Genomic DNA, 16,368 nt, shown 5'->3' with positions numbered 1-16,368 from the left:
ACACTGGCGATCTTTCAGTGACCTGTATTGCCGCCCCGATGACCGTGTTGAAATATCTCCAGGCCTATCCCACTACCTTGCAGGATCAGGTGCGCCAGCTGATCGCCGACGGTCGGCTGGGTGATTACCTGAGCCAGCGTTACCCGCAAAAGCATGGGGTGCAGAGCGACAAGGCGCTGTACACCTATGCCCTGGACCTCAAGCAGGAGTACCTGCGTAATGCCCCGGCCATCGACAAGGTGCTGTTCGACAACCGCCTGGACCTGACTCACCGCGCACTCGGCCTGCACACCACGATCTCCCGCGTGCAGGGTGGCAAGCTCAAGGCCAAGAAGGAAATCCGCATCGCTTCGCTGTTCAAGGAAGCGCCTTGCGAGTTCCTGAAAATGATCGTGGTGCATGAGCTGGCGCACTTCAAGGAGTCGGACCACAACAAGGCCTTCTACAAACTGTGCGAACACATGCTGCCGGGTTATCACCAGGTGGAATTTGATGTGCGGGTGTACCTGACGTGGCGGGACATGCAGTAGCTACGCCGCCGAGAATCGCAACAAGGAGTGTGTGGATGGACGTGAGCAAGACCAAAAGCAGTTTCTATCGCCGCCTGTACGTGGCGTACCTGATCGACAGCGGGCTGGCCTGCAGCGTCCCGGCGTTGACCGAGGTCACCGGCATGCCCCGGCGCACGGCACAGGACACCATCGCGGCGCTGGCGGACCTGGATATCGTCTGTGAGTTCGAGCAGGAAGAGGGCGCGCGCAATCATGCGGGGCGCTATCGGATTCGCGAGTGGGGAGCGATCGATCGCGGGTGGATCGAGCGTAATCTGCGGCAGATCAAGGCGGTGCTGGAATATCCCTGACTTCAGCGGTGACTGGGCCGACGACATCGCCGGCAAACCGGCTCCTACAGATTTTGCATCGTCCTTGTAGGAGCTGGCTTGCCAGCGATAGGGTCTTTAAGGGCGGCGCATGCCAATGTGTGGAATGCCATCCTCTACAAACTCCTCACCCGCCACGACAAACCCGTACCGCCCGTAGTACCCCTGCAAATGCGCTTGGGCCGAGAGGTAGACCGGCAGGCCGGGCCAATATTTTTCGATCTGATGCAGCGCCTGATCCATCAGCTCATGCCCAAGCCCCGTGCCGCGTGCGTATGGGGCGATGATCACCCGGCCGATCACTACGTCGCCGCCCTGTGATTGCGGGTCAAGCAGCCTCAGGTAGGCCGCCAGCCGGTTACCGTCCCAGGCCATCACGTGGCAGGTGTCACCTTCCAGATCCTGGCCATCGATATCCTGGTAAACGCATTTTTGCTCGACGACGAACACCTCGGCGCGCAACTGCAAAATGGCATACAGCTGCTCCTTGCCCAGGTCGCTGTGGTGTTTGCAGATCCAATCGACTGTCATGTTTTGATTCCCTGAAAACGTCGTTCCGATACTAAGCGCACTGACGCCAGAAGTCTTTATGGCGGAAGAATCTGTGACATAGGCCAAAATGCCATCATTCATTTTTCGCGCGGATGTCTTCTTTGTGTAATCTGAATCCAAGCGCTGTGCTATGGCTTCGATGAGCTAATGTTTAGTACCCGGGTCTTGCCGGTACGGGGCTTTGGTGTTTTGGCTGAAAACACGTCGGGCAATCCGCCCGCTAAGGATTTTCTAGCATGCCGCGATTGCATCGAGCTTTTGCCTTGATTGGATTGCTGTTGCTGGTTCAGGGAGCGGCGGCAGAAAAACTGCGGTTGGTCGCTGATGCCTGGCCCCCATTTACCGATTCCACGCTCGCCAACGGTGGGCTGGCCACGGACATTGTCAGTACCGCACTGGCCAGGGCCGGCTATGCCAGTGAGTTCGAACAGGTGCCCTGGGCGCGGGCCTTGATGGGATTGGGCGAGGGCCGATACGACGTGCTGGTCAACGCCTGGTACAACGACGAGCGTACAAAACTCGGGCAGTTTTCCGGCGAGTACTTGATCAATCGCGTGCGTTTTCTCAAGCGTAAAGACGCGCCCATCGAATTCAATAACCTGCAGCAATTGCACACTTATCCAATCGCCATCGTGCGTGGATACGCTTACTCGCCCTCGTTCGACAACGATGACTCATTGCAGAAGATCCCCGTGCACAGCTTCGCCATGGCGGTGCGCATGCTCGCGGCGGAGCGGGTCAAACTGACGCTGGAAGATGAATACGTCGCCCGCTACTACCTGGCCCGCGAGTCACCCAAGGTACGTAACGCCGTGGAGTTCCTGCCCAAGCCCTTGAGCGAGAACAGCCTGCATATTCTGGTCAGCCTGAAGAATCCGCAGCACGAGCAGATCGTCGCCGGTTTCGACCGCGAGATCGCGGCGATGAAGGCGGACGGGAGTTATGACAAGTTGATGAAGCAGCATGGGATGTGAGTCGGCTGATCCAGAATCTATGTTGTTTTTGCCGGCCTCTTCGCGAGCAGGTTCGCTCCCACATTGGAATGCGTAACACTTGTGGGAGCGAGCCTGCTCGCGAAGGGGCCGGCACAGCCAGCCCGTCACTTAATCTTCACTGGTGTCCTTGATGAGATGCGCCGCCAATGTCCGCAACGGCCCAAGCTGACGACAAATCAGCGCCAGTTGCGTCTGCACCAGCCGCTGGCCTTCATCGATTTCATCAGGCATCTGTTCCAGTTCATTGGCCAATGCTTCTTCTTCATCGCTTTGAATCGCAATCGAAGACTTGCTCGCCAGCCCTTGGGCAATCTCGTCGATACTCGCAGCCAGTTTCACCCCGGCTCCTTCAATCAAATGCTCACGCACGTCTGCCGGCAGTTGGGTTTCCCGGTGCGCGCCCAGGCCCGACAGGTAACTGAGTAGCGTGTGCGACAGCACCAGGAAGCGGAAGCCGACATCCGCTTCCTTACGAAAGTGTCCCGGCTCCATCAGCATATTGGCCAGTGTGGTCGACAGCGCGGCGTCGGCGTTGTGCGCATTGCGGCGGGCCAGGCGATAAGCCAGATCGTCGCTTTTGCCCGCCGCGTATTGCTGCATGATCTGGCGCAGGTAAATGCTGTTACAGGCCAGGGTATTGGCCAGCACTTTGTTCAGGCGCCGGCCCTGCCAGTCGGGCAGGAACAGGAACACCGCGAGGCCGGCGATCAGGCTGCCGAGCAAGGTATCGAACAACCGAGGCAAGAACAGCCCGTAACCGTCACCCACCTGGTTGAAGCAGAACAGCACCATCAGGGTGATCGCCGCCGTCGCCAGGGTGTAGCGGGTGGTGCGGTTGGTAAAGAACACCACCCCGGCGGCAATGGCGAAGCACGACTGGATCAGCGGATTGGGGAACAGGTCGAACAGCGCCCAGGCCAGGGTCAGGCCGATGGCGGTGCCGATGATCCGTTGACCGAGTTTGCGGCGGGTGGCGCCGTAGTTCGGTTGGCAGACGAACAGCGTAGTGAGGATGATCCAGTAGCCTTGGGACGGGTGAATCAAATGCACCATGGCGTAGCCGATACTCAAGGCCAGGGGCAATCGCAGGGCATGGCGGAACAGCAGCGATGTCGGCGTCAGCTGCGTGCGTAAGCGCAGCCAAACGTCCTTGAGGTTGCGCGGCGAACGGTCGAGCAAGCTGCTGTCGGTGGCGTCCGCCAGGGCGTCGGGGTTGCTGGCGTCGCTGAGCAAGCGGTCGAGGGTGCCAAGGTTGGCCGCCAGTGCCCGCAGTGAACGCAGCAAGCCGCGCCAGGCCGGGTTGCTCTGGACGCGCAGGTGTTCGAGGGAGGCGTCGAGGTCGCTCAGGGCTTCGGCGAAACTGGCGTCGTAGGTGAACGGCTGACGCATCTGGATCGATTCGGCCAGGGCCCGGCAGGCTTTGCCTTGCTGGCGCAGCAGGCGTTGGCAGCGGAACAGCACGTCGCTGTGGAAAAAGGCATCGGCCAGGGCGTTATAGGGGTAGTGCGATGAGCTGGCGCGCTCGTGGATGTCCTGGGCGAGGAAGTACAGCTTGAGGTAGCGGCTGACTTTCGAGCCGGGGCGACCGTTGCCGACCCGGTGCAGGATGATCTCCTTGGCGGCGTTGAGTGCCGCTACCACCCGGCCGTTCTGCTGGGCCAGTTCCAGGCGCCGCGCCTCGACGTCCATCTGCCGGATCGGCTCGAACAGCGAGGACTTCAGCTTCAGGTAAAAACCCAGCTCGCGGAACAACCGCGCCAGGCTCTGCTGCACCGGCTGATTGGAAAACAGCGCCTGCCATAACACCGAGAGCAGGCCGTACCAGGCGGCACCGGCCACCAGCAGCACTGGCTCGTGCCACACGTCGATGACGGCACCGCCACGCTGGTCCACGCCAATCATGGTGTAGACCGACAGGATCAACGTCGCCGAGGCAATCGCGCCATAGCGCTCGCCGAGGGCGCCGAGCATGGTCAGGCAAAACGCGGCCAGGGCGAAGGCGATGATAAATAGCGAGGGGTAGGGGAAGAGCAGTTCGACAGACAGGGCGGCGACAGCGAAACACACCAGCGTCACGGCCAGCGCATTGAGACGGCCCTGCCAGCTGTCGTCGGTCTCGGCCAGGGCGCTGGCGATAATCCCCAGGAACAACGGGATCAGCAGGCCCATCTCGTCCTGATACCAACACAGCGCCATGGTGCCGGTCAGGGCAATGAATACCCGCACGCTGTAGCTGAATTTATCCAGCGCCCAAAGGCGACGCAGAGACTGGCGGAACGAAGTCGATGACATGAAATGCGAAGGCCTTCCGAGGCAATGACGCTAAATTGAGCCACTAATGACGCCGACGCAATGGCGCCGATCACATCAGACAGCAAAATCTGTTCCTTTGAGCATGGGTGATCTGGGTTGATCACAAGTTTTTGGCTGGCCGAGAAACCTGTGGGAGGGTGTTTAGGTTTTTGGATCAGACGTACTGCGCCGCCGCGTAGCCCGAAGCCCACGCCCACTGGAAGTTGAAGCCGCCCAGATGCCCGGTCACGTCGAGCACTTCGCCGATGAAATACAAGCCAGGGCTTTTCAGCGATTCCATGGTCTTGGACGACACTTCATTGGTGTTGACGCCGCCCAGGGTCACCTCGGCGGTGCGATAGCCTTCCGTCCCGGCCGGCACGACTTTCCAGCTCGCCAGTTTTTCCGCGATATCGGCAAGCTCTGCGTGGGTGTACTGCTTCATCGGCTTGGAGACGAACCAGTTGTCCGCCAGCAGGTTAGCCATCTTCTTGGTGAAGATTTCCCCGAGCAGGGTTTTCAGTTCGCTGTTGGGACGCTCGGCCTGTTGCTGTTGCAGCCAGGACGGCACGTCATGGTCGGGCATCAGGTTGATCTCGACGGTATCGCCGGATTCCCAGAACGACGAGATCTGCAAAATCGCCGGGCCGCTGAGGCCGCGGTGGGTGAACAGGATGTTCTCGCGAAAGCTCTGGTCGTTGCAGCTGACCAGGCAATCCACCGATGTGCCGGACAACTCGGTGCACAGGGCCTTGAGCTGATCGGTGATGGTGAATGGCACAAGACCGGCGCGGGTCGGCAGCAGTTCGTGGCCAAACTGTTTGGCCACCTGGTAACCGAAGCCGGTGGCGCCCAGGGTCGGGATCGACAGGCCGCCAGTGGCGATCACCAGCGATTCGCACGTTATCTGGTCGAGCGTGGTGTCCAGCAGGTAGCCGCTTTCGAGCTTCTCGATGGTCTGGATCGAGGTGTCCAGGTGCAGGCTGACACCGACCTGGTCGCACTCGTTGAGCAGCATTTCCAGGATGTCGCTGGATTTGTTATCGCAGAACAGCTGGCCGAGTTTTTTCTCGTGGTAGGGCACGCCGTGCTTGGCCACCATGCCGATGAAGTCCCACTGGGTGTAACGGGCCAGGGCGGATTTGCAGAAGTGAGCGTTCTGCGAGAGAAAGTTGCTCGGTTCCGTGTACATGTTGGTGAAATTGCAGCGGCCACCGCCCGACATCAGGATTTTCTTGCCGGCCTTGTTGGCATGGTCGAGCAACAACACCTTGCGCCCGCGCCCGGCGGCGGTCAGCGCACACATCAACCCTGCGGCGCCAGCGCCAATGATCACGACTTCGGTAGAGCGCAAAACGGTGTCCTCACGGTGTTTCACCACAAAACAAACTGTAGGAGCGAGCTTGCTCGCGATGGGCGTCAACGATAACGCTGGCAACCTGGCTCAGCGCGGTGAGCTCAGGTTTTTCGCGAGCAAGCTCGCTCCTACAAGGGGATGTGCGTTGTTCTTACAGGATGCGTACGCGCAACGAACGGCCCTTGATCTTGCCGTCGTTCAAACGCTGCAAGGCCTGCTTGGCGACGCCGCGTTCCACGGCCACATAGGCCTGGAAGTCGAAAATCGCGATCTTGCCGACCTGGGCACCCGGAATACCGGCATCACCGGTGAGTGCGCCAAGAATGTCGCCCGGGCGAACCTTGTCCTTGCGGCCGGCAGCGATGCACAGCGTGCTCATCTGCGGCAGCAGCGGGCCACCGCCCTTGGAGGTGAGGTTGTCCACCTGATCCCAGGTCAGCGGCGTTTTCTGCAATTGTTCGATGGCTTGGGCGCGCTGTGCTTCGGACGGTGCGACCAGGCTGATCGCGAGGCCTTTCTCACCGGCGCGACCGGTACGGCCAACGCGGTGAATGTGGATTTCCGAATCACGGGCCAGTTCGACGTTGATCACCATGTCCAGGGAATCGATATCGAGGCCGCGAGCGGCGACGTCGGTGGCGACCAGTACCGAAGTACTGCGGTTGGCGAACATCGCCAGTACCTGGTCGCGGTCACGTTGTTCCAGATCGCCGTGCAGGCCGACGGCGGAGATGCCTTTGGCGGTCAGGTGGTCGACGGTTTCCTGGACCTGCTGCTTGGTGAAGCAGAAGGCCACGCAGGAAGCCGGGCGGAAGTGGCCAAGCACCTTGGTCACCGCGCTCATGCGGTCGTCCGGGGAAATCTCGTAGAAGCGCTGTTCGATCTGGGTGTCGTCGTGGAACGCTTCGGCCTTCACCTGCTGCGGGTTACGCATGAACTTCGAGGCCAGCTGCTTGATGCCCACCGGATACGTGGCGGAAAACAGCAGGGTCTGGCGACGCTCCGGGGCCTGCATGATGATTTCTTCGATGGAATCGTAGAAACCCATGTCGAGCATGCGGTCGGCTTCGTCGAGGATCAGGGTGTTGAGGCCATGAAGAACCAGCGAGCCCTTGCGCAGGTGCTGCTGGATACGGCCCGGGGTGCCGACGATGATGTGCGCGCCGTGCTCCAGCGAAGCGATCTGCGGGCCGAGGGACACGCCGCCGCACAGGGTCAGGACCTTGATGTTGTCTTCGGCACGGGCCAGGCGACGGATTTCCTTGGCGACCTGGTCAGCCAGCTCACGGGTCGGGCACAGGATGAGCGCCTGGCAACCGAAGTAGCGCGGATTGATCGGGTTCAGCAGGCCGATGCCGAACGCGGCGGTCTTGCCGCTGCCGGTCTTGGCCTGGGCGATCAGGTCCATCCCCTTGAGGATCACCGGCAAGCTTTGCGCCTGGATCGGCGTCATCTGGGCATAACCGAGGGAGTCGAGGTTAGCCAGCATGGCGGCGGACAGCGGCAAAGTATTAAATTCGGTGGCAATGGTGGTCACGGGACTGGCCTGCAAAACAAAATGTCGCGCAGTGTACCAGTCCGATGGCCATTCGCCCTAAGGCTCTATGTGCTCTTCCGGACGTTTGACGCGCCGTCCGTCTTCTCTCGACAGCTGCGAGAAGATCGTCGCGGCCAGCATCGCCATGATTCCGACCGTGACAAACGTCAGCTGGAAGGCACCCAGAACCGTGTCTACCCCGTCGTTTCCAATCTCCGCCGTGAAGCCGCCGAGCAACGCACCGGCGCAGGCCACGCCCAGGCTCAGGGACAATTGCGCGACCACCGAGAGCAAACTGTTGCCGCTGCTGGCGCTGGCATCGTCGAGGTCGATCAGGGTCACGGTGTTCATCGCGGTGAACTGCAGGGAGTTGATCGCGCCAAGGATCGCCAGTTGGCACAGCAGCAGCCAGTACGGCGTCTGCTCGCTGACCAGGCCCATGCTTGCCAGCATGATCCCCAACGCCAGGGTGTTGCCGGTGAGCACGATGCGATACCCCAGACGCTCGATCAGCGGCCGCGCGACCCATTTGGCGATCATTGCCGCTGCCGCTAGCGGCAGCATGCTCATCCCGGCCTGGGACGGCGAATAGCCCAGCGCCACTTGCAGCAGCAGCGGCACCAGAAAGGGCAGGGCGCCGCTGCCGAGGCGGGCGAACAGGTTGCCGAGAATGCCCACGGCAAAGGTCCGGGTCTTGAAAAGCGACGGCGCGAACAACGGATTGTCGATATGCCCGGCACGCAACCAGTACGCCGCGAGGCACGCCATGCCGCCGAACAGCAGCAACATCACCCGCAGGTGCGGCAGGTGCAGTTCGCCCAAGCCTTCCATGGCAATGGTGATCAGAATCATCGCCGCGCCGAACAACACGAAACCCAGGCTATCGAAGCGGGTGCGCTCGGAACCGCGCAGGTCCGGGATGAACCTCCACACGGCGTAGCAACCGACCAGCCCCACCGGCAGGTTGATCAGGAAGATCCAGTGCCAGGTCAGGTATTGCACCATCCAGCCGCCCATGGTCGGGCCGATCAACGGGCCGAGCAGTCCAGGAATGGTGATGAAGCCCATGATGCGCACCAGCTCCGAACGGGGGTAGGCGCGCAACACCACCAGCCGCCCGACCGGCAGCATCAACGCGCCGCCCAGGCCTTGGATCACCCGCGCACCGATCAACTGGGTCAGGCTGGTCGACAGTGCGCAGAGCAGCGAACCGAGACTGAACAGCAAAATCGCACTGAAGAAGATCTTCCTGGTGCCGAAGCGATCGGCGATCCAGCCCGAAGCGGGAATCAGCAACGCGACCGTGAGCATGTAGGCGATGATCACGCCCTGCATGCGCAACGGGTCTTCGGCCAAGTCGCGGGCCATGGCTGGCAGGGCAGTGTTGAGAATCGTCCCGTCGAGGGACTGCATGAAGAAGGCAATGGCGACCACCCACGGTATCCAGCGGGCGGTGACAGCGTCGAGAGGTGGGCGGTTGGGCATGGGACCTCTTCTGTAGGAGCGAGCTTGCTCGCGATGGACGTGAGCGATGATGCGTACTGTCTGAATAAATGCGCAGCCTTCACATTTTTCGCGAGCAGGCTCGCTCCTACAGGATTTGCGTCGTCCTTGTGGGAGCGAGCCTGCTCGCGAATATTTTCAAAGGGTTAACGTCAAACGACTGACCAGCGCCCCCGGCAACAACGCCGAAGCCGTCGCCCGCTGGCCGTAGGTACTCGCCGACAACAGCAACTCGCGTTCCTCGGTCAATGCTTCGAGCTGTGATCCAAGCAGGCTGAAGGCACTGTCATCAAAACGCATGGTGCTGACCGGTGCCTGGATTTCGCCGTTCTCGACCCAGAACGTGGCAAAGCGGGTCATGCCGGTCAGGCGTGCGGCCGGTTGATCCGAGAAGTTCAGGTACCACAGGTTGCTGATGTACAGCCCCGTGCCCAGTTGCTTGAGGATGTCCGTGTCAGGCAATGTCCCGGCTTTCATGTTCAGTGCGCTCGGTGATTCACCGCCGCTGGCGCCGTTGGCGGTCAAACCGTACTCCGCAGCGCTGCGCGAGCTGACCAGTTGTGCCCCGGCCTTGCCGTTGACGATCAACTCCAGGTCGCTGCGCGGATAACCTTCATCGGAAAATGCCGGGCTCAGCGAGCCGGTGACTTTTTCATCCAGCGAGACCAGCGGATTGAACGCACTGTCGCCACCGTAGAGCTTTTGCAGCGGGCTGCTTTTGCTGGCAATCGACTGTGCCGAGAAACCACCCCAGCACAGCATGCCCATGATTTCTTCCAGCGCCGCCGGCGCCAGGTAGGCGCGGTACTGGCCGGGTGCCAACGTGCGCAGCGGCCGACCCAGAAACTCAAGCTGCTCGCGAGCTTGCTGGAAGCGTTTGGCAAAGCCGTCGTTGCTCCAGTCATGCCCGGCATAGCTGGCTTTCACGGCCTGGCCGTTCTCGTGGAACAGGCTGAAGTCGAAATTGAAACTGTTGGCCTGATGCCAGCCGAAGGCGCCCGAAGAACTGGCAAAGCCACGACTGATCGGCCCCGCAGCGTAGAAGCCGACAAGATCCAGGCCTTCGGCGGCCTGGGTGATTTGCGCGACCACTTCCTCGGTGTCCGGCAGCGGGTGCGACTGCACGTTATTGCTCTGCCAGCCGTTGTAGTTAAGCAGCAGGTACGGGTCCGCAGGCAATAGCGGCAAGGTGTCGCGCAGCTGTTGCAGACCCTCGCTCAGGCGCTGCGCATCCACCTGCGGATCGCCGGCCAGCGTGATTTGCAGGTCGGCATGCCGGCCTTCGTTAATCAGTTTCAGGCCGATGCTCGCCTGCTGCACCTGACCGGCCTGGCGAACCTTGGCGTTGTTGAAACGCACGAAGGCCGACGATTCGGCGGCGTAGCTGAGGGTGAACTGCTCGGGCTCGAGAAGCGCCTCACGCAAGCTATTGACCAGCGCCTTGAACGACGCGGACTGGCTGATTGAAGGATTCATCAGGCGTCTCCTCCGAATACATCAACGTTGCTGAACACGCAGGCCGGTGACGCGTGACCGACGCGGATCACCTGGTTCGGTTCGCCCTTGCCGCAGTTCGGTGTGCCAAGGACCTTTAAGGTACTGGCGTTGCCGACGGCGCTGAGGCTTTTCCAGAACTGCGCGGAGATGCCCCTGTAATTGGGATTCTTTACCACACCCTTGAGTTCGCCGTTTTCGATCAGTTGGCCCCATTCGCAGCCAAACTGGAACTTGTTGCGCGCATCGTCGATCGACCAGGAGCGGTTGGTCGACATCAGCACGCCGTGTTCGATGCCGCCGACCAACTGCTCGATGGACTGATCGCCCGGCTCGATATTGAGGTTGGCCATGCGATCGATCGGTGGGCGGTTCCAACCGCAGGCGCGGCTGTTGGCGACGCCGTCCATGCCGGCACGGAATTGCGACAACGCACCGCCCAACGGGCGCAGCAACAGGCCTTCACGGATCAGGAACTGTTTGCTGGCGGGCGTGCCGTCGTCGTCATGGCCGTAGCTGGCGAGTTCTTCGGGGATCTCTGGATCGAAGGTCACGTTGAGCAGGCCGGAACCGTATTGCAGGCGGCCGAAATCTTCTGCTTTGACGAAACTGGTGCCGGCGTAATTGCGCTCGTCACCGAGGATGCGGTCCAGTTCCAGCGGATGGCCGATGGACTCGTGGATTTGCAGCATCATCTGGTCTGGCATCAGCAGCAGGTCGCGCTTGCCCTGCGGGGTGTTTGGCGCCAGCAGCAATTGCAGGGCCTGGTCGGCCACCTGGGCACCGGCACCGATCAGGCCACAGCGGCTGATGACGTCCGCCGCGCCTTGCTGGCCGAAGTTCTCGCGGCCCAGGCTGCGGGTCTGGCTGTCGTTACCGTCGTAGGCCGTGACGTCCAAGCCGGGGTACACAAAGCGTTGGGCCTGGCGCAGTTCGGCGCCGGCGCTGTTGAGGTAGATCTGCTCGACGTGGGTGATACCGAGGCTGACCTGCCAGTTCACCAGACGCTCATCCCTGGGGACGGCGGCGGATTCGGTGCCGAGCAACTGGTAGCACTCGCTCAGGGACGGAAAGGCCTGCTCGAGGTTGGGCGAAAAGTAATCGGCGCGGTCGCTGGAAACGGCTTGTTCGCGCAGGTCCAGCAAGGCGTGGGGCTTGAGTCTACGGGCCTGGAGCTCGGCACGCTCGAGAGCGGCTTGCAGGCCTTGTTGCGACAGATCGTTGGTGGCCGCATAGGCCTCGACGCCATTGACCCGCACGGTCAGCATCGCCCCTTCGTCACGGCTCAGGCTCGGCGGTTCGGCGACGTTCTTGCGCACCGACAGGTACTGCCCGGATTCGCGCACGTAACGCAGGGAAAAGAATTCGGCACCCGTGCGCAAGGCAGCGAAGCGCTGCTTGAGCTGGGGATGGAAATCGAACATTCGTGAACCTCCTGGGTGTGGAGTGGCGATGGAGCGGTGTTGCGAGGGGAGGGGTGAAACGGTTGCGTGGCGCTAGATTAGGCCTGCGAGGGGGGAGGATCAAGGGTGGTGCGGTGTTGGGAGGGATTACCGGGGTGGACCGGGAGATATGTGTTGCTTGGTAAGGCCTCTTCGCGAGCAGGCTCGCTCCCACAAAGGATCTGAGTCGTTCACAGATCAAATGTGGGAGCGAGCCTGCTCGCGAATAGCCGTACCGCGGTGTAACGCCTTAAGCGATCTGGCTCACTTCCCGCACCGGCTTGCCCTTCACTGGCGCTTCACCGGCCACATAGTAAGTGGCAGTGCTGCGCGGCAATGGCTTGCGGCCACGGATCTTGTCGGCGATTTTCTCGGCCATCATGATCGTTGGTGCGTTGAGGTTGCCGGTGGTGATGATCGGCATGATCGAGGCATCGACCACACGCAGGCCTTGCATGCCATGCACGCGGCCTTCGCCATCGACCACGGCCATTTCGTCGGTGCCCATCTTGCACGAGCAGGATGGGTGGAACGCGGTTTCGGCGTGTTCGCGGATGAACTTGTCCAGCTGTTCATCGGTTTGCACTTCGATGCCCGGGCTGATCTCGCGACCCCGGAAGGCGTCCAACGCAGGCTGCTGCATGATTTCACGGGTCAGGCGGATACCGTCGCGGAATTCCTGCCAGTCCTGCTCGGTCGCCATGTAGTTGAACAGGATGCTCGGGTGTTGGCGCGGGTCCTTGGACTTGGCCTGGATGCGGCCGCGGCTTGGCGAACGCATGGAGCCCATGTGCGCCTGGAAACCGTGCTCTTTCACACCGTTGCTGCCGTTGTAGTTAATCGCCACAGGCAGGAAGTGGTACTGGATGTTCGGCCATTCGAATTCCGGACGGGTGCGGATGAAACCGCCGGCTTCGAACTGGTTGCTGGCGCCAATGCCGGTGCCGTTGAACAGCCACTCGGCACCGATGGCCGGCTGGTTGTACCAGAGCAGCGACGGGTACAGCGAGACCGGTTGGGTGCAAGCGTATTGCAGGTACAGCTCAAGGTGATCCTGCAGATTTTCACCGACGCCCGGCAGGTCGTGGACCACCGGAATATCGAGTTTGTTCAGCAGTTCGGCCGGGCCGACGCCGGAGCGTTGCAGGATCTGCGGCGAAGCGATGGCGCCGGAGCACAGCAGCACTTCCTTGCGCGCTTTGACTTCAACGCGCTCTTCAGCGTCGCCCACCAGGTAACGCACGCCGACCGCACGCTTGCCTTCGAACAGGATCTTGTCGGTCAGGGCGTGGGTGACGATGGTCAGGGTCGAACGCTTCTTGGCGACGTCCAGGTAACCGCGGGCGGTGGAAGCACGACGACCTTTCGGCGTCACGGTGCGGTCCATCGGGCCGAAGCCTTCCTGCTGGTAGCCGTTCAAGTCTTCGGTGCGCGGGTAGCCGGCCTGCACGCCGGCTTCAACCATGGCGTGGAACAGCGGATTGTTGCCGGCTTTGGGCGTGGTCACGCTGACCGGGCCTTCGCCACCGTGGTAGTCGTTCGGGCCGATGTCGCGGGTTTCAGCCTTGCGGAAGTACGGCAGGCAATCGAGGTACGACCAGTCTTCAAGGCCTGGCAGTTTCGCCCAGCCGTCGTAGTCCATGGCGTTGCCGCGGATGTAGCACATGCCGTTGATCAGCGAGGAGCCGCCCAGGCCCTTGCCGCGACCGCATTCCATGCGGCGACCGTCCATGTGTGGCTCGGCATCGGTTTCGTAGGCCCAGTTGTAGCGACGGCCTTGCAGCGGGAACGCCAGGGCGGCCGGCATTTGCGTACGGAAGTCGAAACGGTAGTCCGGGCCGCCCGCTTCGAGCAGCAGGACGGTGACGCCGGCGTCTTCGGTCAGACGGGTCGCCAGGGTGTTACCGGCCGAGCCGGCACCGATGATGATGTAGTCGAATTCTTGGGACATTGAATGCACCCTCTTTGATGTTGGTCAGGTCGAGGTCGCTGGGACACTGCATAACCTGTGGCGAGGGGGCTTGCCCCCGTTCGGCTGCGCAGCAGTCGCAAATTCAGCGACCTCGTTCTATCTGAAAGCATGCGGCGTCTGGATGGGGCTGCTTCGCAGCCCAACGGGGGCAAGCCCCCTCGCCACAATGGCGTTCACTCCAGAGCGCGTGCGAATCAGAACACCGAGACGTAATCGCCCAGCTCGACCTGTACCGATTTGATGCGGGTGAAGTTGTTCAGCGAGCTGATCCCGTTTTCACGGCCAACACCCGACTGCTTGTAGCCGCCAACCGGCATCTTCGCGTCGGACTCGCCCCAGGCGTTGATCCAGCAAATACCGGCTTCCAGCTGATGAATCACGCGGTGGGCGCGGTTCAGGTCCTTGGTGACGATACCGGCGGCCAGGCCGAATTCGGTGTCGTTGGCGCGACGGATCACTTCTTCTTCGGTTTCGTAGGTGAGGATCGCCATCACCGGGCCAAAGATTTCTTCACGGACGATGGTCATGTCGTCGGTGCAGTCGGTGAACACGGTCGGCGCGACGAAGGCGCCCTTGGCGAATTCGCCGTCGGTCAGGCGCTCGCCGCCGCACAGTACGCGTGCGCCTTCTTCCTTGCCCTTGGCGATGTAGCCCAGCACGTTTTCCATGTGGGCGAAGCTGACCAGCGGGCCGAAGTTGGTGTTTTCGTCTTGCGGGTTACCGACGCGGATGCGCGCAACGCGCTCAACGATCTTGGCTTCGAACGCGGCTTTCAGGTGGGCCGGTACGAACACGCGAGTGCCGTTGGTGCAGACCTGGCCGGAGCTGTAGAAGTTGGCCATCATCGCGGTGTCGGCGGCGCGATCGAGGTCGGCGTCGTCGCAGATGATCAGCGGGGATTTGCCGCCCAGTTCCATGGTCACGTCTTTGAGCGACGAAGCCGAAGCGCTGGCCATGACTTTCTTGCCGGTGTCGGTGCCGCCGGTGAACGAGATCTTCTCGATGCGCGGGTGCTCGGTCAGCCAGGTGCCGACTTCGCGGCCGCTGCCGGTCAGGACGTTGAACACACCGTTTGGCAGGCCGGCTTCGGTGTAGATCTCGGCCAGTTTCAGGGTGGTCAGCGAGGTGACTTCGCTTGGCTTGAAGATCATCGCGTTACCGGCGGCCAGGGCCGGCGCGGATTTCCACAGGGCGATCTGGATCGGGTAGTTCCACGCGCCGATACCGGCCACGACGCCCAGCGGCTCGCGACGGGTGTAGACGAACGACGTGGTGCGCAGTGGGATCTGCTCGCCTTCGATGGCCGGTACCAGGCCTGCGTAGTACTCCAGCACGTCAGCGCCGGTAACGATGTCGACGTACTTGGTTTCGGAGAAGGCTTTACCGGTGTCCAGGGTTTCCAGGGCGGCCAGTTCGTCGTTGCGCTCACGCAGGATTTCCACGGCGCGACGCAGGATGCGCGAACGCTCCATGGCGGTCATGGCAGCCCAGATTTTCTGGCCCTTTTCGGCGCTGACGACGGCGCGTTCGACGTCATCGAAGGTCGCACGTTGTACTTTTGCGAGGACTTCACCGTTAGCCGGGTTGATGGCTTCGAAAGTGGCGTCGCTGCTGGCGTCGCTGTACGCACCATCGATGTAGAGTTTTTGCAGTTCGAAACGGGCCATAAAGTCCTCGCAAGTGCATGAGTGATTGGCGCGGCCCGGTGGTTGAGCGTTCTATGTGTGCTCTAACTCACCCGCTTGGCCAGTTGGATATCCATGTATTCGTAAGCGATCTGTTGCGCCTGCTCGGTGTCGAAAGCGTCTCCCGACAGCGCACCGCGCAACCACAAACCGTCGATCAACGCTGCCAGGCCCCGGGCGGCGCTGCGCGCATCATCGAGCGGCAGCACACGGCGGAACTGGCAGCACAGGTTGGAATACAGACGGTGATCGTTGATCCGCTGCAACCTGTGCAAAGACGGCTGGTGCATGCTGGTGGCCCAGAAGGCCAGCCAGGTTTTCATTGCCGGGCCATTGACCTGGCTGGCGTCGAAGTTGCCTTCGATGATCACCTGCAGATGCGCCCGCGGGCTGTCATCTGTCAGCGCCTGCCGGCGCGCGGTGACGTTCTCGCTCAGGACAGTCATCAGGTACCCCATGGTGGCGGCGATCAGGCCGTTCTTGTCCTGAAAGTAATGACTGATGATGCCATTCGAGACACCGGCCAAACGGGCGATCAGCGCAATGCTGGCGTCCCCCATTCCGACCTGATCGACGGCCTGCAAAGTGGCTTCGATCAATTGCTGGCGGCGGATGGGTTGCATACCGACCTTGGGCATCTTGCACATCTCCTTAGGCCT

13 protein-coding genes are annotated in these 16,368 nt (G+C 61.5%); 3 read left to right on the top strand and 10 right to left on the bottom strand.

Features of this window, described 5'->3' with window-relative positions; translation table 11 throughout:
• The first annotated feature begins 38 nt into the window (after window positions 1-38).
• Window positions 39-530 carry a YgjP-like metallopeptidase domain-containing protein gene (locus tag B0D71_RS22780; protein WP_103396719.1) on the top strand — a complete coding sequence of 164 codons (492 nt, stop codon included), beginning with the start codon at window positions 39-41 and terminating at the stop codon, window positions 528-530.
• Window positions 531-565: 35 nt separating this feature from the next.
• A complete protein-coding gene (locus B0D71_RS22775) occupies window positions 566-862 on the top strand; it encodes a winged helix-turn-helix domain-containing protein (RefSeq protein ID WP_095964160.1) in 297 nt (98 codons plus the stop codon).
• A 96-nt stretch (window positions 863-958) separates the two neighbouring features.
• Here the strand turns inward: B0D71_RS22775 and B0D71_RS22770 are convergent, their stop codons facing one another.
• Complete coding sequence (locus tag B0D71_RS22770) at window positions 959-1,411, bottom strand: GNAT family N-acetyltransferase (RefSeq protein WP_103396718.1); 453 nt, start codon at window positions 1,409-1,411, stop codon at window positions 959-961.
• A 257-nt stretch (window positions 1,412-1,668) separates the two neighbouring features.
• On the opposite strand from B0D71_RS22770, the gene B0D71_RS22765 reads away from it, so the two are divergent.
• Window positions 1,669-2,406 carry a substrate-binding periplasmic protein gene (locus B0D71_RS22765; protein WP_103396717.1) on the top strand — a complete coding sequence of 246 codons (738 nt, stop codon included), beginning with the start codon at window positions 1,669-1,671 and terminating at the stop codon, window positions 2,404-2,406.
• A 129-nt stretch (window positions 2,407-2,535) separates the two neighbouring features.
• On the opposite strand, the gene yccS is transcribed toward B0D71_RS22765, so the two are convergent.
• The 9 genes from yccS to betI form a co-directional block, all read right to left on the bottom strand.
• The gene (yccS, locus tag B0D71_RS22760) at window positions 2,536-4,719 is read right to left on the bottom strand and encodes a YccS family putative transporter (protein WP_103396716.1); all 2,184 of its coding nucleotides are present in this window, start codon (window positions 4,717-4,719) and stop codon (window positions 2,536-2,538) included.
• Between the two features lie 175 nt (window positions 4,720-4,894).
• Window positions 4,895-6,073 carry a BaiN/RdsA family NAD(P)/FAD-dependent oxidoreductase gene (locus B0D71_RS22755; protein ID WP_103396715.1) on the bottom strand — a complete coding sequence of 393 codons (1,179 nt, stop codon included), beginning with the start codon at window positions 6,071-6,073 and terminating at the stop codon, window positions 4,895-4,897.
• A gap of 154 nt (window positions 6,074-6,227) precedes the next feature.
• Entirely contained in the window at window positions 6,228-7,565 is a 1,338-nt protein-coding gene (dbpA, locus tag B0D71_RS22750) for an ATP-dependent RNA helicase DbpA (protein WP_230853210.1), read from the bottom strand.
• Window positions 7,566-7,670: 105 nt separating this feature from the next.
• Window positions 7,671-9,098: a multidrug transporter subunit MdtD gene (gene mdtD / locus B0D71_RS22745; RefSeq protein WP_103396714.1), complete on the bottom strand. Its 1,428-nt coding sequence runs from the start codon at window positions 9,096-9,098 to the stop codon at window positions 7,671-7,673.
• A 156-nt stretch (window positions 9,099-9,254) separates the two neighbouring features.
• Entirely contained in the window at window positions 9,255-10,592 is a 1,338-nt protein-coding gene (locus tag B0D71_RS22740) for a TldD/PmbA family protein (protein ID WP_103396713.1), read from the bottom strand.
• Window positions 10,592-12,034, bottom strand: a complete 1,443-nt coding sequence (locus B0D71_RS22735) for a TldD/PmbA family protein (RefSeq protein WP_103396712.1) — start codon at window positions 12,032-12,034, stop codon at window positions 10,592-10,594. Before B0D71_RS22735 ends, B0D71_RS22740 begins: the two co-directional genes overlap by 1 nt.
• A 268-nt stretch (window positions 12,035-12,302) precedes the next feature.
• Complete coding sequence (betA, locus tag B0D71_RS22730) at window positions 12,303-14,003, bottom strand: choline dehydrogenase (protein WP_103396711.1); 1,701 nt, start codon at window positions 14,001-14,003, stop codon at window positions 12,303-12,305.
• A gap of 215 nt (window positions 14,004-14,218) precedes the next feature.
• On the bottom strand, window positions 14,219-15,691 hold the full coding sequence (gene betB, locus B0D71_RS22725; RefSeq protein WP_103396710.1) for a betaine-aldehyde dehydrogenase: 1,473 nt from the start codon (window positions 15,689-15,691) through the stop codon (window positions 14,219-14,221).
• A 62-nt stretch (window positions 15,692-15,753) separates the two neighbouring features.
• Entirely contained in the window at window positions 15,754-16,347 is a 594-nt protein-coding gene (betI, locus tag B0D71_RS22720) for a transcriptional regulator BetI (protein ID WP_103396709.1), read from the bottom strand.
• Window positions 16,348-16,368: the final 21 nt, after the last annotated feature.

This window comes from Pseudomonas laurylsulfativorans, from assembly GCF_002906155.1.
GTDB classification, from domain to species: domain Bacteria; phylum Pseudomonadota; class Gammaproteobacteria; order Pseudomonadales; family Pseudomonadaceae; genus Aquipseudomonas; species Aquipseudomonas laurylsulfativorans.
This window is presented reverse-complemented; position numbering and strand designations above follow the sequence as displayed.

Excerpts from the sequence above, each read along its gene's own strand:
- B0D71_RS22780 (WP_103396719.1), top strand. The coding sequence starts at position 39 with ATGACCGTGTTGAAATATCTCCAGGCCTATCCCACTACCTTGCAGGAT.
- B0D71_RS22775 (WP_095964160.1), top strand. The coding sequence starts at position 566 with ATGGACGTGAGCAAGACCAAAAGCAGTTTCTATCGCCGCCTGTACGTG.
- B0D71_RS22770 (WP_103396718.1), bottom strand. The coding sequence starts at position 1,411 with ATGACAGTCGATTGGATCTGCAAACACCACAGCGACCTGGGCAAGGAG.
- B0D71_RS22765 (WP_103396717.1), top strand. The coding sequence starts at position 1,669 with ATGCCGCGATTGCATCGAGCTTTTGCCTTGATTGGATTGCTGTTGCTG.
- yccS (WP_103396716.1), bottom strand. The coding sequence starts at position 4,719 with ATGTCATCGACTTCGTTCCGCCAGTCTCTGCGTCGCCTTTGGGCGCTG.
- dbpA (WP_230853210.1), bottom strand. The coding sequence starts at position 7,565 with ATGCTGGCTAACCTCGACTCCCTCGGTTATGCCCAGATGACGCCGATC.
- mdtD (WP_103396714.1), bottom strand. The coding sequence starts at position 9,098 with ATGCCCAACCGCCCACCTCTCGACGCTGTCACCGCCCGCTGGATACCG.
- B0D71_RS22740 (WP_103396713.1), bottom strand. The coding sequence starts at position 10,592 with ATGAATCCTTCAATCAGCCAGTCCGCGTCGTTCAAGGCGCTGGTCAAT.
- B0D71_RS22735 (WP_103396712.1), bottom strand. The coding sequence starts at position 12,034 with ATGTTCGATTTCCATCCCCAGCTCAAGCAGCGCTTCGCTGCCTTGCGC.
- betA (WP_103396711.1), bottom strand. The coding sequence starts at position 14,003 with ATGTCCCAAGAATTCGACTACATCATCATCGGTGCCGGCTCGGCCGGT.
- betB (WP_103396710.1), bottom strand. The coding sequence starts at position 15,691 with ATGGCCCGTTTCGAACTGCAAAAACTCTACATCGATGGTGCGTACAGC.
- betI (WP_103396709.1), bottom strand. The coding sequence starts at position 16,347 with ATGCCCAAGGTCGGTATGCAACCCATCCGCCGCCAGCAATTGATCGAA.